This window comes from Luteolibacter sp. SL250 (assembly GCF_026625605.1).
Lineage (GTDB): Bacteria > Verrucomicrobiota > Verrucomicrobiia > Verrucomicrobiales > Akkermansiaceae > Luteolibacter.
Genome location: NZ_CP113054.1, coordinates 1,509,466 through 1,531,854, shown reverse-complemented (window position 1 = coordinate 1,531,854; position 22,389 = coordinate 1,509,466). Strand labels below are relative to the sequence as shown.

18 protein-coding genes and 1 tRNA gene are annotated in these 22,389 nt (G+C 59.2%); 7 read left to right on the top strand and 12 right to left on the bottom strand.

Annotated features, from left to right (window positions below; translation table 11 throughout):
- Positions 1-209: 209 nt before the first annotated feature.
- The 10 genes from OVA24_RS06800 to OVA24_RS06755 form a co-directional block, all read right to left on the bottom strand.
- Complete coding sequence (locus OVA24_RS06800; protein ID WP_267674441.1) at positions 210-578, bottom strand: cupin domain-containing protein; 369 nt, start codon at positions 576-578, stop codon at positions 210-212.
- 55 nt (positions 579-633) lie between these two features.
- The gene (locus OVA24_RS06795) at positions 634-1,155 is read right to left on the bottom strand and encodes a hypothetical protein (RefSeq protein WP_267674440.1); all 522 of its coding nucleotides are present in this window, start codon (positions 1,153-1,155) and stop codon (positions 634-636) included.
- A gap of 4 nt (positions 1,156-1,159) precedes the next feature.
- Positions 1,160-1,666, bottom strand: coding sequence for a hypothetical protein (locus tag OVA24_RS06790; protein ID WP_267674439.1), 507 nt, complete (start codon positions 1,664-1,666; stop codon positions 1,160-1,162).
- A gap of 1,264 nt (positions 1,667-2,930) precedes the next feature.
- Positions 2,931-3,437, bottom strand: a complete 507-nt coding sequence (locus OVA24_RS06785; RefSeq protein ID WP_267674438.1) for a hypothetical protein — start codon at positions 3,435-3,437, stop codon at positions 2,931-2,933.
- Positions 3,438-3,460: 23 nt separating this feature from the next.
- Positions 3,461-4,201 carry a hypothetical protein gene (locus OVA24_RS06780; RefSeq protein ID WP_267674437.1) on the bottom strand — a complete coding sequence of 247 codons (741 nt, stop codon included), beginning with the start codon at positions 4,199-4,201 and terminating at the stop codon, positions 3,461-3,463.
- Positions 4,198-4,734, bottom strand: coding sequence for a hypothetical protein (locus OVA24_RS06775; RefSeq protein ID WP_267674436.1), 537 nt, complete (start codon positions 4,732-4,734; stop codon positions 4,198-4,200). The genes OVA24_RS06780 and OVA24_RS06775 overlap by 4 nt, the downstream gene beginning before the upstream one ends.
- Positions 4,735-5,000: 266 nt before the next feature.
- Positions 5,001-5,372: a hypothetical protein gene (locus tag OVA24_RS06770; protein WP_267674435.1), complete on the bottom strand. Its 372-nt coding sequence runs from the start codon at positions 5,370-5,372 to the stop codon at positions 5,001-5,003.
- Between the two features lie 478 nt (positions 5,373-5,850).
- Complete coding sequence (locus OVA24_RS06765; RefSeq protein ID WP_267674434.1) at positions 5,851-6,411, bottom strand: MerR family transcriptional regulator; 561 nt, start codon at positions 6,409-6,411, stop codon at positions 5,851-5,853.
- An 810-nt stretch (positions 6,412-7,221) separates the two neighbouring features.
- Positions 7,222-8,379 (bottom strand): DUF3987 domain-containing protein, encoded by a 1,158-nt coding sequence (locus OVA24_RS06760; RefSeq protein WP_267674433.1) that lies wholly within the window; start codon positions 8,377-8,379, stop codon positions 7,222-7,224.
- 923 nt (positions 8,380-9,302) lie between these two features.
- Positions 9,303-9,386 (bottom strand) — tRNA-Leu (locus tag OVA24_RS06755).
- 165 nt (positions 9,387-9,551) lie between these two features.
- Between OVA24_RS06755 and OVA24_RS06750 the strand changes: the two genes are divergently transcribed.
- From OVA24_RS06750 to OVA24_RS06735, 4 genes are all read left to right on the top strand, one after another.
- Positions 9,552-12,494: a M16 family metallopeptidase gene (locus tag OVA24_RS06750; protein ID WP_267674432.1), complete on the top strand. Its 2,943-nt coding sequence runs from the start codon at positions 9,552-9,554 to the stop codon at positions 12,492-12,494.
- 16 nt (positions 12,495-12,510) lie between these two features.
- Complete coding sequence (locus OVA24_RS06745; protein ID WP_267674431.1) at positions 12,511-12,951, top strand: GNAT family N-acetyltransferase; 441 nt, start codon at positions 12,511-12,513, stop codon at positions 12,949-12,951.
- Between the two features lie 211 nt (positions 12,952-13,162).
- The gene (locus OVA24_RS06740) at positions 13,163-15,283 is read left to right on the top strand and encodes an HAD family hydrolase (RefSeq protein WP_267674430.1); all 2,121 of its coding nucleotides are present in this window, start codon (positions 13,163-13,165) and stop codon (positions 15,281-15,283) included.
- 13 nt (positions 15,284-15,296) lie between these two features.
- Positions 15,297-16,355: a sugar phosphate isomerase/epimerase family protein gene (locus OVA24_RS06735; RefSeq protein WP_267674429.1), complete on the top strand. Its 1,059-nt coding sequence runs from the start codon at positions 15,297-15,299 to the stop codon at positions 16,353-16,355.
- 325 nt (positions 16,356-16,680) lie between these two features.
- On the opposite strand, the gene OVA24_RS06730 is transcribed toward OVA24_RS06735, so the two are convergent.
- On the bottom strand, positions 16,681-16,905 hold the full coding sequence (locus OVA24_RS06730; protein ID WP_267674428.1) for a VF530 family protein: 225 nt from the start codon (positions 16,903-16,905) through the stop codon (positions 16,681-16,683).
- Positions 16,906-17,003: 98 nt separating this feature from the next.
- On the opposite strand from OVA24_RS06730, the gene OVA24_RS06725 reads away from it, so the two are divergent.
- Positions 17,004-18,548, top strand: a complete 1,545-nt coding sequence (locus OVA24_RS06725; RefSeq protein WP_267674427.1) for a pyridoxal-phosphate dependent enzyme — start codon at positions 17,004-17,006, stop codon at positions 18,546-18,548.
- A 31-nt stretch (positions 18,549-18,579) separates the two neighbouring features.
- Here the strand turns inward: OVA24_RS06725 and OVA24_RS06720 are convergent, their stop codons facing one another.
- Entirely contained in the window at positions 18,580-19,149 is a 570-nt protein-coding gene (locus tag OVA24_RS06720; RefSeq protein ID WP_267674426.1) for a Uma2 family endonuclease, read from the bottom strand.
- A gap of 197 nt (positions 19,150-19,346) precedes the next feature.
- On the opposite strand from OVA24_RS06720, the gene OVA24_RS06715 reads away from it, so the two are divergent.
- Complete coding sequence (locus OVA24_RS06715) at positions 19,347-21,104, top strand: NADH-quinone oxidoreductase subunit G (RefSeq protein WP_267674425.1); 1,758 nt, start codon at positions 19,347-19,349, stop codon at positions 21,102-21,104.
- Between the two features lie 21 nt (positions 21,105-21,125).
- Positions 21,126-22,376, top strand: a complete 1,251-nt coding sequence (locus OVA24_RS06710) for a complex I subunit 1/NuoH family protein (RefSeq protein ID WP_267674424.1) — start codon at positions 21,126-21,128, stop codon at positions 22,374-22,376.
- The last annotated feature ends 13 nt before the right edge of the window (positions 22,377-22,389 follow it).

Below are 22,389 nucleotides of genomic sequence, written 5' to 3'. Positions count from 1 at the left end.
ACAGCCAATGGCGAATTAATGGTCCACCATCACCCTCAACGGGATCAGTCGATCGCAACGGAACGAGTGGGAGATTTCTGTCCGCCTTTTCCCTATCGTCCGGATCATCACGGAGAAGATCAGGCTCATTCCCTCCAGGATATGCCCCACCACCATGAAATTGCCAGAGCACCGGAGGCATTTGTGGCCCACACCGGCAGGGATGACCACTACATCTCCGAGTACAACCTCAATCTCTCGCCCACTTTCCCTCCGAGCTTCAAAGTCGCTGATCCCCTGCACACCCCGAGAACTTCATGCGTCATGCTGTGGTAGTGAGGGAATGGATAAATCCCGTCCCTCCATGCGTTAGTACCGCCGTTCTCCCGAAATCTCCCCTCAATTAGATCTGCAAGATCCGGGGAATCCAGAGGGCAGGCATTCCTGTAGAGAATTACGGGAAGATGACTGTTGGGGATGTTGCCCTCTTTTGAAAAGGCGATGACCTCAATTCGCGAATCAGGTTCCGGTGACGGCAGGAAGTCCATCAGCCAAAGTATCCTGCCAGCCACCACACGCAATGGGTGAATGGAGAGCATTTCACGAAACAAAGAAGCCCGGCCTATTCAGCCGGGCTCCAGTCTCGCTTCTATCTCAAACCACTTTCATCAGCCACCCATTTTCAAAGTAATGAACCGGAATGGACGTCTGGGAGTAGCAACCATCCGGTCGATAACGCCGGAGCATTCGGAGTGTGCACGCGCCCTTGCAGCCCTTTAGCCGAATCCTCTCCAACGAATCAAAGGACAGAATCTCGGTTACTTCCTCGCGCCGATACACGTGGATGACCTTTTCCGCCGAGAAGAGCCCCTCGTAACGGGCTACCTCCAATCCGAGGCTCTCGTAGATATCCGTGATCACCGCCTGGGCCTGACCTTTGGATAAATCCATGGCCTGTCCAAACTTAGCGAGAGTATCCCGCTGTTTGGCGCTAGCCGCTTCCTTGTCAATGCCGAGGCTGCGATTCACGCTATCCACCACCAGCGCTCTCGCCTGCCTCACACTGAGTCCGTGAACGGACACCTTCATGTCTTTCCAGATCTTCTCTGCACCTTCCTTCGTCACCTTGGCGGCAAATGGGATATGATATTTCTCCATGTCTTTTGAGGGGATCACGGGTTCAGGCAGGAAGCCACTCGTTGCGGAAATACTCCTGGGGGATGTCCGTTTTGGAGTAATCCCCGTCGTCCCGGTATTTTCGGAGCATCCTGATGTAAGCAGTCTTTCCGGTTCCCTCGAATTTCACCTTCTCACCGAGCTTGATCGAGCGGATCACCAGCACCGTTCGCTTGTCCTTCACGTGAACCACCTTGGATCCGATCATCAGCTTTTCGTGGAACATCACATCCCGGTCAAGCTGCTCGCCAACGTCATCGATCACCGCTTGGTCGATCACCTTGATGCCGCTGCTTTCAAGCCCGTATTTCGCGAGCCACGCAACCTGTTGTTCGGTTGAATTATAATTCCCCAAGCAATCCGTCTTTCTCTGGAAATCGGCTCTTACCATCGCCTCTCCAACCCGGCGGCTGTAACCCGTCAGATTCTGATCAATTTCCATGGTTTTCCCATAGTATCCTTCGTGATTTTTCAGGAGGTGGATGTTCGGCATTTCGAATTTCTTCTTCATCTATTTCTTCGACGGGCATGTAATACCCGTAGATATACTTTCGTCAAGCATAAATCCGCATTTTTCCAGAAAAAGATCAATTCCCAAAGACATGCCTTACAGATATTGAAATCGACCATTAAACATGCCGAACCTAATCCACTTATAACTCCTTAAACTTTTGCGTGATCCTTCCGTCAGAGAGACAGGCGCGGAGCAGGCCTGGCTCTCAAAGCATTCACCTTTCCTCTCCGCTCGGAGGGGAGAGGCGTTTCACTGCTTATTCTGCGTAGCTACGGTCGGATTAGCTCCGCCCGTTCGTAGCTCCATCAGTTCAGCATAGCCTCTCGGCGGAGCGGGACATCCAACTTCATTTCTTCCTCCGGTCCTTCGATCAGGAAACATCAGGGCATTACTCTCCTTAAACCCCTTCCATCCTTCACTTTATATTCCCTGACAGAGAGACAGGCGCGGAGCTGGCCTGGCTCTCGAAGCATTTACCTTTCCTCTCCGCTCGGAGGGGAAAGGTATTTCATTCCCCATTGCTTGTAGAGCTACGGGCGGATCAGCCCCGCCCGACCGTAGCTCGATCTTCAACCGCTTCGCCGTTCGGCGGAGTGGCAGGCATTCAACTCCCCTTCCACCAGCCTCTCCGACTAAAGTCGAAGAAGCACCCGGATCCGGACTACCGGCGGGGCCCCAACCCCTCCCGGAACTCCTCAGAAAAAGAATGAAGAAGGACAGACATCCCCTCCGCCGAGCGGCGAAGGGATAAAGTGATCGGTGCCATCAAAACCCTCAAGCCCTCCGGGACGGGTTTTTCCGGACACCTTCAGGAAAGACAAACAGGAACAAGGCAACCCTTCTTGGATACATTGATTATAACAAAACCGGATTTCATGTCAAGAAAATTCGCGGACCAAAAGTTATGTTTTTATATATCAAAGAGCACAAGCATATTACAACCCACGCCCCACCCCTTCAATCACCGGCCACGAGACACAGATGTATATCACCCTTCGGAAAGAAGAACCCGGAAAGCCCTCACCTCACGATCCGACCATTTCACGGGATACGAAACCTCTTTTCCCCGTGTGTTATAATATGTCCGGAAGGTTCCCTCATTGCCCGTGACATCGTGCACAAGGAATACATACCCCTTCACCGGATCATGCAAGAGCACCGGACTGAAGACGTATTCCCCAGTTTTTTCATCGGCAAAGGAACTCCCACCGGCTATCCGCTCACACCCGAAAAGGCTGCAAATAAGCGAGGCCGTGTTGTCCTAGTGCGTGCGATGCCTCAACTTTACGGGCCCGAATTTAAAGGATCGCAACAAATGATATATCTCCACCAAACCAACATCTTCAACCTCCCAAACAGGCTCATCGACAATATATAAGCCACCGTCAAGATAACCATAAAGACGATGATCGATGACCTCCACCTTGTAATCATGACTGCTTGCCGATTTAGCATATTCAACCACGCTCTTTATTTCTCCATTTACCCTGTAAAGAACAGGCGTGTACACCTCAATGACCTTAGATCTCGAATTCCATACGACATCGTAATAATCATCAACGTGATCCATCCCCTCGACAGGCTTCGAGCAAATATAATATCTTAAGATTCCGTCACCTTTCAGATCGTACCTCTTTGCCCCTTTCCTAATCTGATCAGGAAGAACACGAGCATCCCATTTTTCTTTTAGGTCGAACCCCATGAAAACAAATCCCACCAGGCCAAAAAGAACGAAGAGAACAATACAGAGGCTTTTTATTATTTTCATGGTGATATTGGTTCAAGTTCGGCTTATCGGTGTGCATTGAACTTCCTCCGCTCCCTAATGGTTGTGATAAGGAAAGGTGCCACCCCAACCGAAAGAATACCTATCCCTGTCCACAGAAAGGAAACCACCAGTCCCTTGTAAGGATAAAGCGCGGCATTGGAAGGGATCGGCAGGACAGCGTAACCACGTTCCTTCATCGCCACGTTCCAGGCCCTCAATGCCTCGTTGCTCAGATCTTCGCGGCTCTTCCCTTCCGCCTTCTCTTCGACAGCATCCGAAGAACCAAAACCCGGTGCGGTGCCATAAAAGGGATCGAAAGGACTGTAAGGACCGCCAGAATAGTAGGGGTCTCCACCATTCTCGTGGCCACTGTCACTACTGCCAGTCGCGCCCAGCGGTTTGATCACCAGCCCCCGCATCACGGACTCTTCCAACCGGCGGGCATAGGCGTTCACAATCCGAAGTTCAGTTCTCCAGTCCCGAAGTTCGTTGTCCTCTTCGCTCCACTCGTTCAGGGCTGCAACAACAAGCTCACTGCTCATGTGGCGCATGGCTGACCTGGTGCCTTCCGCAACCGTGCTGATGTCATCCGTCCAGTTCGGTCCGGCGATGGAATGCAACGGATCTTCCACCTGGGTTCCGAACTCATCGTGTATGGCCATGAGCGACGTCAGGGTGAAGGTCAGCACAACCACGCCCGCGTATCGGCAGACGGTGGCCAAGATCCTTACCCAACGGACTACCTTGTCTTTCTGGAGCTTCATTGGTCAGAGGCTGGTGGGTTTTTGGCCGATTCATCCGACAGCTTCCAGAGGCCCCAGCAGATCCCGCCGATGAGGAATCCCCACCAAGGGAAGATCAGGGAGAATACAAAACCTCCAATCGCAACCGCCGTGTCGAGTCCTTGATTCTTCCTGTTGATCTTCTCGATCAGGGTTCCCGCGTGGTAGGCAAGGAACACTCCGGAGGTCAGACGTAAGAGAGTCTGGAACACGTAATAGAAGAATCCGCGTTCCCCTCTTCTTTCTTCCCTCTGGGCTTCCCGGGAGCTGTAGCCATACGCCTTACCACCCGCTCTTCCTCCTGCGGTGAAAAGGTCATCGAGAAACTTGAATTTGGCGGCAAGGTACGTTGCGGGAAGATGGGTCTGGGCGGGAATGGTGCCGTTTGGGCCTCCAGCGGCCTCACAAGGGCTTATGAGGCAGAGGGTGGCACACAGTACCATAACGATGGCCATCAGCCTGGAGGCGCTGCTGCGGACCATCGCCGTTGAGTAGGATTGTTCGCTTTCTTTCATGGTTGATCGGTTCTTGGATTCCCCCATTTGTCCATGCGCTGGCCGCAGTGGCGACAGGTCCACCCTCCCCACATGAACTCCTCCTTGTCTTTGGGCCTCCGAAAGGCAGGCGCGTCTTCCCCGCATCCACAGCACTTCATTCTTTTGAGGTTCACGCCTGCTGCTCCCTTGGACCGTGTGGTCCTGACAACGAGCACGACTCCGCCCACAGCCAGCGCGAGCTTCAGAATTCCAAGAAGTATCCCGATGAGTTCCATGGCCGTGGTTCAATCTTCCCCGAACAGATCGTCCGGAACGTCGTAACGGGCTTTCCGTCCCTTCAGGCCGTCCGAAAATCCTTCCTTAAACCAATCCCCGTCCTCGGAGGGCATTTCTGAGAGAGCGCCCGCCAACGTCCGCCGCTGTGTCTGCCGATCCGCATTTGTGGCGATTTCTCCCAGTGCCCATCCGCCACGATAGGTCATGACTGCATGGTTGGAAAGACCGCCGAGACGGAAGTCCCCCGTCAGGACAGGGAGAGAGAGGAACGGAAGGAGGTAGTACGCCCGCAGCTTCAGCGTGAGGGGGCCAAGACAAGCAACGGCGGGATCTGCCAGACCTCGATGCAGCCGATGAAGAAAAGTGGTGTTCGTACTCATGGGGAGGAATGGGGTCCTTCCCAGGTGGACGGGGAGTGAATAAGCTGCCGCTAGACAGCCGCAACGGCCTTTAGCCGACTCCCCGGAGGAAGCGGCCTGGACATGCGCCGCCGCCTCCCCGGCCATTTGGCACGGTTTGGCGGCAATGTTGCGGTCATTGCCGACCGCTAGCGGACAGGGTTATTCAGACCCTCGCCTGCTGGTGCAGACATTCCTGTTCAAGCAGTTAATCCCGCGCTCTGCAAGCAAATCCCACGGCGCGCGGGCATTTTCATGGATCTTCTAACAGAGTGGCACCGTGGAAGATACGCTATTTATACGACACACCTCACTTTCAAGAATATCTGGATCCCCGAAGGCAACGAAACGCCGGAAGCTCCAGATTGATCGAGCCTCCGAGATTTCTCCTGGAGGCTCTTTCATATCACTGGATGTGGACCGGATTAGCCGACCATACCCTATTTATCTCTGGAAGAGATCATACTCGAATTTCGTCCATGATATCTTGGATCAGGGCCTTCACATCTTTGAAACAGTAGTGTATCCCGTCCGCCCCATCGACGCGTTGAGGCGTCAACACCCCCTTTTCTTCCCACCTGAGGAGTTCTTCGTCGGCGAGATCAAAGAATGCAATCACCTTGCTGCGTCGAACCATAGTGTTCGAATCACGAGCATCGTGCTTTTGAAGCTCTTGCTCCAATGTCAATCCAGCGTGCTCCTTCCTAGCTTTTGCAATGAGGTGTGGTTTCTTAAGTGCGAGCGCTTGGATCGACTCCATGGTGTAGTAGGTCGAACCGTCTCCCGGAAAGACAGAGACGAGGAGTCCTTTCCGTCCCCACTCCTTGACCGTCTTTTCGGTAACACCGAAATAATCTGCAACCATCGCAGGGCGCATCACGAGAGGGCCATCGATCAACACAGGGGTTTCCGCTTTCTTCTGGTTATGGATACTTTTCTTTTTCACTTTTTCATATTGTCTGGGTTGTTCCCACACAAATGAACCGAAAGAAAATCGCTCATCCTGAATCAGAATGACCATCACAACACTCCCTACCGTCCTTAGACGAGGGAAGCCGCGGATCTCGAAACGAGTCCATTTGCCGGGAGTGTCAGGTAGCCAGGTGCCAAACTACCAGTGATTAAATAGGGCATCAACCGACATAGCCGCTCGATGAGCACCCTGCGCCAGAGGCGCTACAGATACTTGCATTGCAGGCACCTCGTTGCAAGCTCAAAGTGAAAAATTAAGATTTGTCCGGATCAAGAAGGCCCAATCCGATTGTCTGGGTCTGGGGGTTGAAAAAGAGAGGTTCCACCAGTCTTCCCAAAAGAGCAAATTCCTCCCATTCTCGTCCTGACAATCCCGAGATCTTTTGGACATCCGATATAGAAAGCGCAAGATCACACAAAAGGAGTTTTGAGCAGATTCGACCTAGAGCGGAATTGGGTTCTGTCTTTGATATCAGCCTCGCCATTTTCCGCGCCTCCCCATGTTTGGGAAAGCCGTCCTGAAAGAGCGTCGAAAAATCTGGATTCGGCAGCAGATCGCCAAAAAGTCGCCTCCTAAGAACCTTCTGAATCTCGGTTGGTTCGGTCATATCGGACTGCTACGAGGATAGAACAAGAAGTTCAAGAGGCTTACTGCGATCAGCCCCGCGCTATGCGATGTAAGAACAGCTATCGCTGTCCGCTTTCACGATTCGAGGCTCGCACAGATCAAGGAAGCACCTAGCTCCCAGAAATCAAGAAATCAAGAAATCAAGAAATCAGGCCCTGCGCTGCCCCCCACAGCCAGCGATCCTGAAAAGGGCTCCTCCGTAAGAAGCCGGAAGAGCCCTTAATTAAATGATTAATTGACTGGCACTCCCGCGTCCCCGGCTAACTTCCCTTCCTCCGAAATCAAGCGGATCACGATGGCCGGCTGGCCCCTTTTTCCGCTATGGAGACGCTCTCCTCGCGCAAATCTGTCAGGCTTCGCCCTGACAATGGTATAGACAGTGTTTCGGGCGATTCCCAGTTCCTCGATGAGAGTGTCAACCCTCGCAGAGCCCCCACGGGCCCGAAGAGCCGCTTCCAGCAAATTCGCCTTCTCGTTCGTCACCCTCTCATGGGCATCCTCGCTAAAAATCTCCGCATTCCGGGTGTAAGACTCGCAAAGATCACAGAGACCAACGGCCGCCTGGAGATCCGCCAGTCCAATCTCGGTATCTTCGAGGAGGGATTCCAGATCACCATCAGGATGCCCTTCGGCAATCCGCTCGGCATGGAGAATAGCTGCCAGCCGGACGCCCAGTTCATCCCTCCGAAGAACGCTATCCTCCGACTTTGCCCGCTCGGTCTTGAGCCATTCACTGGCTTCGGACGAGAGAGTGACAGGAATGTACCCCGCAGCTTTCTCGGCGGAACGAATCGCCGCAAACCGTCTGAAGTGTTTCTCCAGCAAAGGCTTTGCCTGATCCACTGAAACAGCTGTCGGCGTCTTGGGCAATGCTTCCAGTGCCTGGAACTGAAGGGTGCGGTTGATCAGTCCCTTTTCACGAACCCTGGTACTTCCAAAGAAGTCCGTGATTCTCTCCGGTTGAACCATCACAAGCGTACCCAGATGGAGATGCGGAATGGTGTCCTTACCCTCCGCCGTCACCCGTTCGTAACGCTCGCCGCAAAAGCCCTTTGCATGGAAGTCCAGGGCGAAGGCCGCCTTTCCAGAATCCACGGTGATCGTGCGGATGATCTGGCTACCATCCGGATCCGAGACCCCCACCGAGTTCCAGGAGTCAGAGTTGGCAGCCCGGAGAAGACCGATTTCGGTGAACGCATTCTGGAGAATGTCGGGAAACACGCAAGCGTCGATCAGCCTGTGAAGGGTACCGACAATCGCAGTGTAGGCGAGGGACTTTCCAACCTTGGGAAAAGCCCCTACCTGGATCTGAAGGACCGGAGTGGACGAGAAATCCTCTTCGCGGACCTGCAGACGCGGGCTGAGGGACAGGCTGAGGACATGCAGCATGCAAGGCAGGGAGAGCTCGTAGGGAACTCCGTGCCTCCGAGCCAAAGCGTCCATCATGGTGACGGAAGCATGTCCCATTCTCGACATGTAGGCATCGAGGCCGTGTTTCCCCGACCGCTTTTGGCTGTCGAAATTCGCTTTCTGCGCTTTGGAGGTTCCAAACGCTCCTGCCTTGGGAGCAGGGCGAGCGGGGCGTCTGGAGAATCCGCCAAGCTGATACTTGCTGGGTTGATCTGAGAGTAGAGATTTGACGACCTTCCGAGAAACTCCTTTGGGGGTAGGCTTCTTCTCAAATTCTCGGAGCAAATCGTCGAGTCCGACTGACTGATTCCGAGGATCTTTGCCAGAACTCGTCTGGACAGCCTCTTCAACAGTGAGGATTCGTTCCGCAATCCCCGAATTGGGGACTGTGGACTGATCGCCTGTGCTATTTTGGTTTTTAGTCGACTCCGAGGAGGCGGCTTTACACTGCTTTGTGGTATATGTCATTCTAGTGAGGGCGGTTGGCGGAACCTTCCATGACCGAGACAGCCAACCGCGTGGGTATTTTGCCTCTGCGCTCCTTCCTTGCGGAACTTACGCTTCATGTTAGGCCTCCCTCCCCCCCGGTTTTGGACACCGACAGAGCAATCAACGGACGTACTCTTTTATACCGGCGACGAGATACTGACAACCGGGTCAACGCACTTTTCCGAAAAAAGTTCGTCACCTTTTCACTCCCCGGATCTCACGGCCTGCCAGGGTCAGAAGTCCGGTCGTTCTTCCGATGCTAAAGTGGTGCGAAGAGCTATGACGAGCTGGAACTGGTCAGACAATCCTCGCGCAACTGCTAGCATAAGAAGTAGCATAAACGAACGAAAGTCAGGCCACATAAACGAAAAAGGGAGCCTTGATGGCTCCCTAACTCGTTCTACCTAAAGAAGTGCTCGAAAGAGGACTCGAACCTCCACGGGGTTGCCCCCACTAGAACCTGAATCTAGCGCGTCTACCAATTCCGCCATCCGAGCTGATGACTTTTTCCGGCGGGTCGCGCCGGGGCGCACAAAACAGCATGCGCGCCGGGGGAATGCAACACCGATTTCAAAGATCTTTTCGCGGCCCATGGACAACGGCTCCGGGCGGTGCCGCTTTCGACGTTGCCACCCCGCCACACAACCTCCATTTTCTTCCCCATGCAGAAGGCCACGCCGCTCATCCTCGTCCTCATCCTGGCAGTGACCGCAACGGTCCTGTCCCTGCGCCCGAAGCAGGAAAAACCGGCGGATCCACCACCTGCGGCGGCCGCTCCGGCCGAGCAGAAGCCAGCCGCCACGGCCGAAACAGTCCCCGCTCCGACGGCGGCGCCGGCACCCGTGGCGGCAAAGCCATGGCCGCAGGAAGCCTCTGACATCAAGCCCGACGAGGGTGCGACCTTCGGCAAGCTGCCGAACGGCTTCCGTTACATCATCTACCCGAACGTGGAGCCGCCGACGCGCGTGTCCATGCGCCTGCACGTGGCCGCCGGCTCTCTGATGGAGGCGGATGACCAGCAGGGACTGGCGCATTTCCTGGAGCACATGGTGTTCAACGGATCGAAGAACTTCACGTCCGCGGAGCTTATCCCGAAGATGCAGCGGCTGGGGATCGCCTTCGGCGCGCACGCGAATGCCTACACCTCGTTCGACGAGACGGTGTACATGCTGGACCTGCCGGACCTGTCGAAGGACACCCTGGATCTGGGCTTCACCGTGATGCGCGACTTCGGCGATGGCGCGAAGCTGGAGGCGGATGAGATCGACAAGGAGCGCGGTGTGATCCTTTCGGAAAAGATGAGCCGTGACTCCGTGGACTACCGCCTGATGGAGCAACAGTACCAGAAATTCCTGCCCGGCTCCCTGGTGGCGAAGCGTTTCCCCATCGGCACGGAGGAAGTGATCAAGGGCGCGTCCCGCGAGCGCTTCACCGACTTCTACACGCGTTACTACACCCCGGAGCGGATGACTTTCGTGGTGGTGGGCGACATCGACGCTGCTGAGATCGCAAAGCGGGTGGAAGCCGTCTTCGGCGATATGAAGAACCCCGCGGATCCCGGGAAGAATCCGGATCTGGGACCGATCAAGTCGCCGGAGGGCATCGAGGCCAGCGTCTTCGCGGACAAGGAAGTGGACTCCACGGAAGTCTCCCTGATGTTGACCCGCCCGTTCGTCCAGAAGCCTGATACGGCGGCGAACCGCACGGAGCGCATCCCTCGGGGGCTGGCGCATTCCATCCTTTCCCGACGCTTCGACCAACTGGCGAAGCAAGAGAACTCCCCGATCACGACCGGCTCGGCGGGTGACTTCGACCTGTTCAACTACCTGGAGCTCGGCTCCATCGACGTGACCGCAGCGGACGACCGCTGGCAGGAAGCGGTGCCGGTGTTGGAGCACGAGTTCCGCCGCGCTCTGGAGCATGGTTTCACGGAAGCTGAACTGGCAGAGGCGAAGGCGAACCTGATCAACGCCTACGAGCAGGCGGTGAAGCAGAAACCCACCCGGAAGTCGGAGGGATTGGCTTCCTCCCTCGCCCGAATGATCAATGACGACAAGGTGTTCTCCACCCCGGAGACGAACCTGGAGATCGCAAAGAAGGCGCTCGATTCCATCGATCTCGCCGGGATCCACGAAGCGTTCAAAGCGTTCTGGAACGCACCGGGCTACCACCTGACACTGACCACCAAGGAGAAGCCGGAAGGCGCGGAGGGCACCCTGGCATCCCTCTATCAGGAGGCGACCGGCCAACCGGTGGAAGCCCCCGCCGCGAAGGCCGTCGAGCCATTCGGCTACACGGACTTCGGCAAGCCGGGTACAGTGGCCACCCGCAAGGAAGTCGCTGACCTGGGCATCACCCAACTGGTGCTTTCCAACAAGATCCGGGTGAACCTGAAGCCGACGGATTTCGAAAAGAACAAGATCCGCGTCTCCGCGCGCATCGGTTCCGGGCAACTGAGCCAGCCAAAGGACAGCCCGATGTTCGACGCATTCGCCTCCGCGGTGTTTGACGGCGGCGGCCTGGGCAAGCACTCCAACGACGATCTGCAGCGCATCCTGGCCGGGAAGAACGTGAACAGCGGCTTCGGCATCGGAGAGGACGCCTTCATCCTCGGTGGCACCACCACTCCGGCGGACTTCCTGCTGCAACTGCAGTTGCTGGCCGCCACCCTGACGGATCCGGGCTACCGGAACGAGGGGCTGTGGCAGTTCCAGAAGATGATCCCGACGATCTACCAGCAACTGAAACACACCACCTCCGGCCCGGAGCAGGAGATGAACGCGTGGCTGCACGGCGGCGACGCCCGCTTCTCCGTGGCACCGCAGGCAAAGCTGGCCTCCTACACCATCGCGGACGCGAAGAAGTGGCTCACCCCGGAACTGACGAAGGGCTACCTGGAGCTCAGCATCGTGGGTGACTTCACGGTGGATGAGGTGCTGCCCGGCATCCTTTCGACCTTCGGCGCGCTCCCGGCGCGGGCCGCGGCCCCCGCCCCGCTCGACGCGGCGCGCACGGTGAAGTTCCCGAACGCACCCGGCGAGAAGACCTTCACCTTCGAATCGAAGATCCCGCAGGCCGTCGCCTCCACCGTGTGGAAGACCGGCGGCATGCGGAACAACATCCCGGAGTTCCGCCGCCTCAACATCCTCTCCACCATCTTCGAGAACCGCATCCGCGAGGAGATCCGCGAGAAACTGGGAGCCTCATACAGCCCGAACGCCGGTGCCTCCGGATCCGATGCGCTGGACAATTTCGGCTACGTGATCGGCCAGAGCGTCGGCAAGCCGGAGGACCTGGAGCTGCTGCTGAAGACGGTGCGGGACATCGCCCACGAGCTTTCCGAAAAGGGCGCGACCGACGACGAACTGGACCGCGCGCTGAAGCCGACGCTGGGGATGCTGGATAAGTCCACCCGCGACAACGGCTACTGGCTCAGCACCGTGCTCAGCCAGTCCCAGGCGGATCCGAAGCGGCTGGACCTAGCCCGCACCCGCGACGAGGACTACCGCGCGATCAACCTTAAGGAGATCAACGCGCTGGCGAAGAAGCATCTCGCCGCGGAGAACGCGCTGATGATCTCCATCAAACCCGCGCCCGCTCCCTGAGTCATCCCTTCCTGCCATGGAACCCCTCACCCTGCGGCCCTTGGGCGGCGCGGATCTGCCCGCCGCGGCGGAGTTGCTGGGTTTCCTGAATCCATCCACACCCTGCGGGACACTGCGGGAACGCCTCGCCACCATCCTCGCGGAGCATCCGCACTACCGGCTGACGGGCGCCTTTTCCGGTGACCGGCTGGTGGGGCTGACCGGAGCGTGGATCGCCACCAAGGTCTGGTGCGGCAAGTATCTGGAGGTGGACAACCTGGTGGTCCACCCTGACGCCCGTTCCGCGAAGATCGGCACGCGCCTGATCGGAGATCTGGAGGCGGCCGCCCGGGCGGAGGGTTGTGAGATCCTCGTGCTGGACAGCTACACCTCGAACCACCCCTCCCACCGGCTCTACCACCGTCTGGGATTCGAGATCTGGGGATTCCATTTCGTGAAACCGCTTAATCCTACCTAGTGCAAGTTCCTACCCTCGTGAGAGAAGAGATTTTCAACCACAGATGAACGCGGATGTACGCAGATAAATAAGAGGATTTGGATGGATCTCTTCGATCTGCGTACATCCGCGTTCATCTGCGGTTGAATTGCATTTCGGCAGTTTGTTTTGGCAATGGGTCTAACAAAAGATAATTAGCCGGTAGCCTCCCGCGAACCGCCGCCGGGCCGTCATGCGCATCGCCATCGTCCACTACCACCTGTCACCCGGCGGGGTCACCACCATCATCCGCGCCGCGTGCCGCGGGCTGGCGGCGGCTGGAGTGCACCATTTGGTGCTGTGCGGCAACGCGCCTGCGGAGGATCTCCCGGTACGGATCGTCCCGGATCTCCGTTACCTCCGGACCAGCGCGCGCCCGGCGGAGGCCCTGCTCGAGGAGATGCGGAAGGCGGCGGCGGATGCCCTGGGCGGCCCACCGGACGTCTGGCATTTCCACAACCACTCTCTGGGCAAAAACATCCTCATGCCCCGCGTGGTGTCCCTGCTGGCGGAGGCGGGAGAACGGCTGGTTCTGCAACTCCATGATCTGGTGGAGGACGGGCGACCGGGGAACCATCCGCTGGTGGCGGAGCAACCGTGGCTCTATCCGCTGTCACCGCGCGTCCGCTATGCGTTCATCAACGGAACGGACCATCACCGGTTCCTGGCCGCAGGGCTGCCGGAGGAGAACGCGATCCTACTTCCGAACCCCATCCCCACTGCGCCCCCCCTCCCCCCTGCCCCGCAGGAAAAGCCACCGCTGATCCTCTATCCCACGCGGGCCATCCGGCGGAAGAATCTGGGAGAGCTGCTGCTGCTGTCCATGTTCGCGCCGGAGGGCACCCGCTTCGCCATCACACGCGCACCGGAAGATCCGGCCGCGCGCGCCATCCACGACCACTGGAAGTGGCTGGCAGAGGAACTGGAACTGCCCGTCCAGTTCGGGGTGGTGGACCGCACCGTGCCTCATGGGGAAAACGATGCTTCCTACGCCTCATGGATTGCGGCCTCCACCCACTTCATCACGACGTCCGTGGCGGAGGGATTCGGCATGATCTTTCCTGAGGCCGCAGCGTTCGGAAAGCCGGTCATCGGGAGGGAACTCGAAACCCATCCGCGGTCCGGCGACCGTCCGATCTATCAGAACATCCTGGTGCCTGAGGAATGGATGCCAGCCGGGTACCTGCGACGCCATCTTTCCCGTCATCTCGGTGAGACCCACCGGCTCTACAAGCGCAGGCTCGCCCCGGAGGATACCGACTCAGCCAGGGCAGCACTGCTTCATGACGGGCATGTGGATTTCGGCAACCTGCCGGAGACGCTGCAGCGGGAAATCCTGCTGCGCCTGCGTGGTGATCCATCGCTCCGTCCCATCATCGGCGGGAAGCCTGCCGACGAATGGATGCGGGAGGCGCTGGCACAGCCACCCGCGCCTTACACGGGGCAGGGCATTCCGGAAGGAGAGTATGGGAGAAAACTCATCTCATACTACGCATCGCTGTCCGGGCGTGCGCCAGGTGCCGTGGGGTATGCCGATCCTGAACGTGTGCTGGACGCCTACCTTTCGCCGGAGAATTTCCATTTCCTCCGCACATCCATCGCGAAGATCCGCGCGGTCATCTTCGACATCTACGGCACGCTGCTCATCGCCCCGCCGGGAGCGGTGAAGCACGATCCGGCATTCGATCCGGCACTGCGGGAAATCCTTTCCGCAGCCGGGCATGATCTAGGGGATTCGCCAACGGCCGTGCTGCATGCAGCCGTCCGCCGCCACCATGCGGAGTCGGGGCATGCCCATCCGGAGATCGATCTGATGCAGGTCTGGCAGGAAGTGCTGGGCACCACGGAGGATGTGACGGACCTCATCACGGCGGTGGAGAACGCATGGCATCCGTGCGAGCCGATGCCCCGCGCGCGGGAAACTCTCCAGCGCCTTTCCGCGGAGGGCGTGACGCTCGGCGTGCTGTCGAACGCCCAGGCCAACACGCTGCCTGCCCTGGACGGCACGCTCGGCGCGGTCACCCATCTGCTGGTCCCGGAGCTGACCCTTCTTTCCTACCAGCATGGCCTCGCGAAGCCATCACCGGAGCTGTTCCAACTGCTGGTGCGGAGGTTGGAGGCGTGCGGCATTTCCCCGGCGGAGACGCTTTTCGTCGGGAACGATCCCCGGCAGGACATCCTGCCCGCGCAGGCGGCGGGATTCCGCACCGCGCTCTTCGCCGGCCATTCCGGATCCCTCCGTCCCGGAGAATGCACACCGGATCTCACACTTCGGAGCTTGTCCGAAATTCCGTCCGCGACATCATCTTTCTAGCCCGGAGACCACCATGCACCGCCGTTCGTTCCTGAAGACCACCGCCGCAGCGGCCATCGCCGCACCTTTCGCCAATGCCGCCACGGCCGCCGCAGCAGAGGGGGCGAAGATGAAGGTCGGCTTCGACAATTTCTCGATCCGCGCGCTGGGACTCAAAGCCGGACCACTCATCGACTACGCGGCGGAACAGAAGGTGGATTGCCTGCTCCTTTCCGACCTGGATGTGTATGAGAACCACACCGACGCCTATCTGGACGATCTTCGGAGAAAGGCGGCGGATCTCAACATCGCTCTCTACGCCGGCACCGGCGGCATCTGTCCCACCGCGCACCGTTTCTCCGACAAGTGGGGCACGGCGGAGGAACACCTCAAGCTCACCATCCGCGTGGCGAAGGCGCTCGGCTCACCGGTGGCGCGCTGCTACCAGGGCTTTGCCGATGACCGGAAAAGCCCCGGCGGCATCAAGGCGCGGAACAAGGACACGCTGGCCGTGCTGAAGAACGTCCGCAGCTTCGCCATCGATCACGGGGTGAAGATCGCCATCGAGAACCACGCGGGGGACATGCAATCGTATGAACTGCGCGACCTCATCGAGGAGGCGGGCCGGGATTTCGTCGGCTGCACCATTGACAGCGGCAACGCCGCATGGGCGCTGGAAGATCCCATGGAGAATCTGGAAGTGCTGGGACCCTACACCGTCTGCTCCGGCATCCGGAACAACATCATCTGGGAGGATGGCGACGGAGCACAGGTCGCGTGGACGTCCATCGGTGAGGGACAGACGGACATGAAGGCGTATGCGAAGCGATTCGCGGAGCTGGCTCCCGGCGCGCCTTTCATCCTGGAGATCATCAGTGGCATCAACCGCCCGTTCACTTACCTGAAGCCTGAGTTCTGGAACGGCTACGAGAACGTCTCCGCGCGGGGCTTCGCGAAGTTCCTGGCGCTGGCGAAACAGGGGAAGGCCATCCCGTCTTTCAAACCGGAGGGAGACAAGAAGGCGGCGGAGCAGGCTTACCAGAAAGCGGAGCTGGAGCGCGGCATCGTGTGGTGCCGGGAGAACCTGAGGTAGGGAGGGTGGACACTTGTCCACCGGCGGCATTGGCGATGGCAGGTAAGAGGCGGATCTATCTTGAGATGCCTTTGCTCTGTGTTCCCATTGCAGCCGAGTAAGGAGGGTGGACACTCCTGTCCACCGGCGGCATTGGCGATGGCAGGTAAGAGGCGGATCTATTCTGAGATGCCTTTGCTCTGTGTTCCCATTGCAGCCGAGTAAGGAGGGTGGACACTCCTGTCCACCGGCGGCATTGGCAATGGCAGATAAAAGGCGGATCTATTTTGAGATGCCTTTGCTTTGCGTTCCTGTTGCAGCCGGAGGACAGGAGTGTCCTCCCTCCTTACTTCACTTTCCGGACCGCATCATAGACATACCAGTCCTCCAGCTTCTTCCGCGCCCATGGAGTCTTCCGGAGAAAGGTGAGGCTGGACTTGATGGTGGGGTCGAACATGAAGCAGCGGATCGGGATGCGGTCGGCCAGCGTTTCCCAGCCGTAGCGGTCCACCATCTTGCGCAGCACGGCTTCCAGCGTGATGCCGTGCAGGGGATCGTTCGGATGTTCCATGGCGGCAGCATTCCGGAATCACGCGGCATGGCAATCCGTGAATTTCCCGCCGCACCGCGCTTGCCGGGTCCGGCGGGGCGGGCAAGACTCCGCGCATCATGGAACGCGAGGATCTCCCGCTCGACCGACAACTCCGCCAGGAAACGCTCTTTGCCAGGGAGCGTGTCTATCGTTTCGGCCAGCCAACTCCTCTCGAGCGCATCATTATTCCCGACGGACCCGAGGTATGGGTGAAGCGGGAGGACCTGTGCGCGGTGAAGTCCTACAAGTGGCGCGGCGCCTGCAACCGCATGGCGGTGCTGGCACCGCAGGAAGCCGCGAAGGGAGTGGTCACCGCCTCCGCGGGCAACCACGCGCAGGGCATCGCGCTGGCGGCGAAGTCGCTGGGCATCCGGGCGCGCATCTACATGCCGCGCTCCACCCCGCGGGTGAAACAATCCGCCGTCCTCCACCACGGCGGGGAGTTCGTGGAGATCCACCTTTCCGGAGACTCCTATGACGAGGCGGTGCAAGCCGCCCGCGCCGATGAAGCGCAGAGCGGAGCCGTCTATGTCCACGCCTACGACGACGTGAAGGTGATGGCGGGACAAGGCACGCTCGCGGATGAAGTCGTCCTTTCCGGCCACGGCCCGTTTGACGCCGCCTACCTCCAGATCGGCGGTGGCGGGATGGCGGCCGGGGTTTCCACCTGGCTGAAGACCTATTGGCCGGGTATTGAAATCATCGGCGTGGAGGGCATCGGCCAGGCGTCGATGAAAGCCGCGCTGGAGGCGGGGAAACCCATCTCACTGGAAAACGTAGATCTGTTCTGCGACGGAACCGCCGTCCGCAAGGCGGGCGAATTCCCATTCCAGATCCTCCGTGAAACGCTGGACCGCATCGAGACCGTCACCAACACGGAGGTCAGCCACGCCATCCGCACGCTGTGGGAAACGCTGCGTTGCGTCTCCGAGCCGTCCGGCGCGCTGGGTCTGGCCGCCGTCATCAAGAACCGCGAGGCGCTCAAGGGAAAGAAAGTGCTCATCGTTGTCTCCGGCTCGAACGTGGATTTCCTCCAGCTCGGCCTCATCGCCCAGTCACAGGGCGCCTCCAACCAGATCAGCCGCACGCTGCGCGTGAGGATCCCGGAGCGACCGGGCACCATGCTGGAGTTGCTGGACACCTGCTTCGACGGAGTGAACATCACCGACTTCCAATACGGAAAGACCGACGAAGCGGAGGCGTGGCCCGCCTTCACCATCGCCGCGGACGACGCAGCCGTCCTGGATGGGGTCCCCGCAAAACTGGATGCCGCCGGGTTTGCTTGGCAGGACCTCACCGGGGCCATCGACATCGACTTCCGCGCCATTCCACTACGCAGCGACCTGCTCAGGAACCCCGCCTTTCTGCGGCTGGACTTCTATGAACGGAAGGGCGCGCTCCACGACTTCCTCGGCCAGCGGATCCAGGGCAACGCGAACCTCTGCTACTTCAACTATCGCCAGTCCGGCGAACGCATCGGCCGCGCGCTCATCGGTCTCGATTTCCCCTCACCCTACGAACGGGACGCCCTGCTGATGACCATCCCCAGCCACGGTGACGGCTACCGCCTGTGCGAGCCGGTGGATGAGGAAACGCGGCGGCGGCTGGCCGGTGGGAAATAACGGAGGTCGGGGGGACTGGGGCGTCCAGCTCTCAGAACTCCACCCGCTCGTAGATCTCCGCCAATTTCAGTTCCGTCTCGACCTCCGGCAACGGCACTGATTTCTCCAATCCGAAATACTCCTCCCTGGTAAATCCTCCGCTGGGACCGCGCCGATGGACCAGCACCAGAGGTTCGTCAGATTCGACGAAGATCAGGACCTTGAGCGACGGGATCGTCAGGTACGCTTCTTTCTTCTCCGTCAGGTCGGTCCGCCGCGTCGAATCGCTGAGGACCTCCACGATCACAGCAGGCCATTGCTGGAATTGCTCCGAATCCTGGCTCTTCTGGCAAACGACCATCGCATCCGGGTAGTAGAAGCGGGTTTGGCTGGTCAGCTCAATGCGGACCTTCGTGTCGCTATTGAAGACCCGGCAGGATTTTCCACGAAGTCCTGAACCAAGCGAGACCATGATGTTTGAGGAGATCTCATTGTGGCGGTTGGACGCCCCGGCCATCGCATGCACCGCTCCCCCGAGATATTCATGCTTGGTCTCGGACGTCAGTTCGCCAGCCAGGTATTCCTCGATACCCAGATGATGATGCTTTGGCACCGCCGTCATAGGAGCATCCTAGCCCTAGGGTGGAAAATTGGCAAGAACGCCAACCGCCGGCTCCGCCACGCCGATCCTGCCTCCCTATTGCCAGCTTGTGAAAAATTTCACAAAGCACGCTTGCCCGTTCATGGGCGGATTGACATATTCGCGCGCGAACCCGCCGGAAATGATCATCCGTCGGGATTCAGTGCCTTTCACCAGCCATGAGCGACACACCTTCGGCGACCGCGGAAATCAAGCTTCCAAAAGACCTAGCCGCCGAAAAGGGCATGGTGAATGTCCAGATCAACGGCACATGGCACCAATTTCCCCGTGGCACCCGGATGATCGAGGCATGCCGCCAGGTGGGCGCGCTGGTCCCGCATTATTGCTACCACCCGAAGCTTTCCGTCCCCGGCAATTGCCGTATGTGCCTGGTACAGATGGGCATGCCACCCCGTCCGGCTCCCGGTGAGGAACCGAAGCGTGACGAAGACGGCTACGAAAACATCGGCTGGATGCCCCGTCCGGCCATCGCCTGCGCGAACACCGTCGGCGAAAACATGGGCATCCGCACCCAGGGAGAGCTGGTCGAGAAATGCCGCGAGGGCGTGATGGAGTTCCTCCTCATCAACCACCCGCTGGACTGCCCGATCTGTGACCAGGCCGGCGAGTGCCGCCTGCAGGAACACTCCGTGGACCACGGACGCGGCGTTTCCCGCTTCGTGGACATGAAGGTGAAGAAGCCGAAGAACGTCGATATCGGCCCGCGCATCCGGCTGGATGACGAGCGCTGCATCATGTGCAGCCGCTGCATCCGCTTCATGGATGAGGTGGCCGGGGATCCGGTGCTGGGCTTCACCCAACGCGGCACCCACACCACCCTGACCGTCCACCCTGGACGCCTGCTGGACTCCAACTACTCCCTCAACACGGCGGACATCTGCCCGGTCGGAGCACTGACTTCCAATGACTTCCGCTTCCAGATGCGGGTCTGGTTCCTCAAGGAAACGCCGACCATCGACGTGAACTGCGGCACTGGCACCAACATCACCGTCTGGAACCGCGGCAACACCATCCACCGCATCACCCCGCGCCAGAATGACGGCGTGAACAGCAACTGGATGCCGGACTCCCACCGCCTGAATTTCCACTACATCAACAGCGACGCCCGCCTGACCGAGCCGCTGGTGAAGCAAGGACCCGTCCACGAAGTGGTCCCATGGGCGGACGCCCACGCCACCGCCGCCACCGTTCTCAAGACCCTCTCCCCGGACGAAGTGGCGGTCATCGCCTCCGGCCGAATGACCAACGAGGAGCTGTTCCTCGTCAAAAAGCTCACGCAAACCATCGGCACCAGCCACCTTTCCCTGGTCCCGCGCACGGGTGAGGCGGACAAGTTGCTGGTCGCCGCCGACCGCAACCCGAACACCACCGGCGCGAAGCTGGTGCTGGGTCTGGAAGATCCCTACGCCGACCTTTCCGCCATCCGCGAGGGCGTCCGCCGCGGCGCCATCAAGGCGCTCCTCGTATTCGGTGAGGACCTCATCGCCGACGCGGATTTCACCCACGACGACCTTTCGGAACTGAAGCTGCTGATCCAATCCCACATTCTGGCGAACCCGACCGCGGAGAACGCCCACATCGTCCTGCCATCCGCCGCTTTCACCGAGAAACGCGGCTCGATGGTGAACCTGAGCGGCCGCCTGCAACGCCTCAACCGGGCCAACGAACTGCCGGGACAGGCCCGCGACGACTGGGAAATCCTCCGCGACCTCACCGCCGCCATCACCGGCGAAAAGAGCCCGCTGTTCCTCATCGAGGATCTCTTCAAGCAAGTCGCCGAAACGGTTCCCGCCTTCAACGACCTCACCCTTTCGAAAATCGGCCACCAAGGCACGCAGGTGCTGGAGACCGGCTACGAAATCCCCCTCCTCAAGAACGAGGGCGCCCGCAAGGCCGCTGGCATCATCAACGGCTAACCGGACAACCTTTCCGCTACCATGGACATCGTCCCGATCCTCATCATCCTGGTCAAAATCGTCGCGCTGACCTTCATGGTCGTGCTGCCGCTGGTGCCGGTATCCGTTTATTTCGAGCGCCGCTTCTCCGCCATCATCCAGGACCGGGTGGGGCCGAACCGGGTGGGCATCCCGCTCACGCTGTTCGGGGCAAAGAAAGACTTCCACCTCTTCGGTCTGGTCCAGCCCATCGCGGACGGCCTGAAGCTGTTCCTGAAGGAGGACTTCACCCCGGACCATGTCCGGAAAGCGTTCTACTGGCTGGCCCCCGCCCTCACCGTCATCCCTGCGCTGATCACCGTGTGTGTCGTCCCCTTCGGCTCGCCGCTGATGGTCAACGGGGAGGAATACAAGCTGGTCATCGCCGACATCGATGTCGGCCCGCTGTTCGTCTTCGCCGTCGCTTCGCTCAGTGTCTACGGCATCACCATCGCCGGATGGGCCTCGAATTCGAAGTTCCCGTTCATCGGTGGTGTCCGTTCCACCGCGCAGATGATCTCCTACGAGATCTGCCTGGGGCTCTCCGTCATCCCGGTGCTGCTCTACTTCGGCGACCTGAACCTTTCCAAGATCGTCCAGCACCAGGCGGACCACGGCTGGCTGCTGCTGCCCATCTGGGACAAGGACGGCTTCGGCCTGACCATGGAAAAGGCGCTGTTCTGGTTCCCCGCCGCCATCGCCTTCCTCATCTTCACCATCTCCATCTTCGCGGAAACCAACCGCATGCCCTTCGACCTCCCGGAGTGCGAGACGGAACTCGTCGGCGGCTACCACACCGAATATTCCTCGATGAAGTTCGCCATGTTCTTCATGGGCGAATACGCCGCCATGGTCATCGGCTCCGCCATGATCGTAACCCTGTTCCTCGGCGGCTGGTCGATGGGCTTCACGCTCGATTCCCACATCGCGGACTGGAACATCGCCGGATTCGGCCTGGCCGGGCTGATCCACCTCGGCGTGTTCATGACGAAGCTGATCGTCTTCATCCTCTTCTTCATCCTCGTCCGCTGGACGGTGCCGCGGTTCCGCTATGACCAGCTCATGAAGCTGGGCTGGGTGATCTTCTTCGAAGCCGCGCTCATCAACGTCTTCCTGGCCGCACTGATCCTGGCCGCCCCTCAGCTCAAGGGCACGATCATCGCCGTCGGCGCCGTCCTCCTCATCGTCCTCACGCTGGCCGTCATCTGGGTGGCGAAGGTGTCCGAGGAAAAACCCAAGCTGCTCCGGGCCTAACCCTTTTCCCTCC

Bases quoted from the DNA above. Each gene is read 5' to 3' on its own strand.
- OVA24_RS06800 (WP_267674441.1), bottom strand. From the start codon at position 578: ATGCTCTCCATTCACCCATTGCGTGTGGTGGCTGGCAGGATACTTTGG.
- OVA24_RS06790 (WP_267674439.1), bottom strand. From the start codon at position 1,666: ATGAAGAAGAAATTCGAAATGCCGAACATCCACCTCCTGAAAAATCAC.
- OVA24_RS06785 (WP_267674438.1), bottom strand. From the start codon at position 3,437: ATGAAAATAATAAAAAGCCTCTGTATTGTTCTCTTCGTTCTTTTTGGC.
- OVA24_RS06780 (WP_267674437.1), bottom strand. From the start codon at position 4,201: ATGAAGCTCCAGAAAGACAAGGTAGTCCGTTGGGTAAGGATCTTGGCC.
- OVA24_RS06775 (WP_267674436.1), bottom strand. From the start codon at position 4,734: ATGAAAGAAAGCGAACAATCCTACTCAACGGCGATGGTCCGCAGCAGC.
- OVA24_RS06770 (WP_267674435.1), bottom strand. From the start codon at position 5,372: ATGAGTACGAACACCACTTTTCTTCATCGGCTGCATCGAGGTCTGGCA.
- OVA24_RS06765 (WP_267674434.1), bottom strand. From the start codon at position 6,411: ATGGTCATTCTGATTCAGGATGAGCGATTTTCTTTCGGTTCATTTGTG.
- OVA24_RS06760 (WP_267674433.1), bottom strand. From the start codon at position 8,379: ATGCTGCATGTCCTCAGCCTGTCCCTCAGCCCGCGTCTGCAGGTCCGC.
- OVA24_RS06750 (WP_267674432.1), top strand. From the start codon at position 9,552: ATGCAGAAGGCCACGCCGCTCATCCTCGTCCTCATCCTGGCAGTGACC.
- OVA24_RS06745 (WP_267674431.1), top strand. From the start codon at position 12,511: ATGGAACCCCTCACCCTGCGGCCCTTGGGCGGCGCGGATCTGCCCGCC.
- OVA24_RS06740 (WP_267674430.1), top strand. From the start codon at position 13,163: ATGCGCATCGCCATCGTCCACTACCACCTGTCACCCGGCGGGGTCACC.
- OVA24_RS06735 (WP_267674429.1), top strand. From the start codon at position 15,297: ATGCACCGCCGTTCGTTCCTGAAGACCACCGCCGCAGCGGCCATCGCC.
- OVA24_RS06730 (WP_267674428.1), bottom strand. From the start codon at position 16,905: ATGGAACATCCGAACGATCCCCTGCACGGCATCACGCTGGAAGCCGTG.
- OVA24_RS06725 (WP_267674427.1), top strand. From the start codon at position 17,004: ATGGAACGCGAGGATCTCCCGCTCGACCGACAACTCCGCCAGGAAACG.
- OVA24_RS06720 (WP_267674426.1), bottom strand. From the start codon at position 19,149: ATGACGGCGGTGCCAAAGCATCATCATCTGGGTATCGAGGAATACCTG.
- OVA24_RS06715 (WP_267674425.1), top strand. From the start codon at position 19,347: ATGAGCGACACACCTTCGGCGACCGCGGAAATCAAGCTTCCAAAAGAC.
- OVA24_RS06710 (WP_267674424.1), top strand. From the start codon at position 21,126: ATGGACATCGTCCCGATCCTCATCATCCTGGTCAAAATCGTCGCGCTG.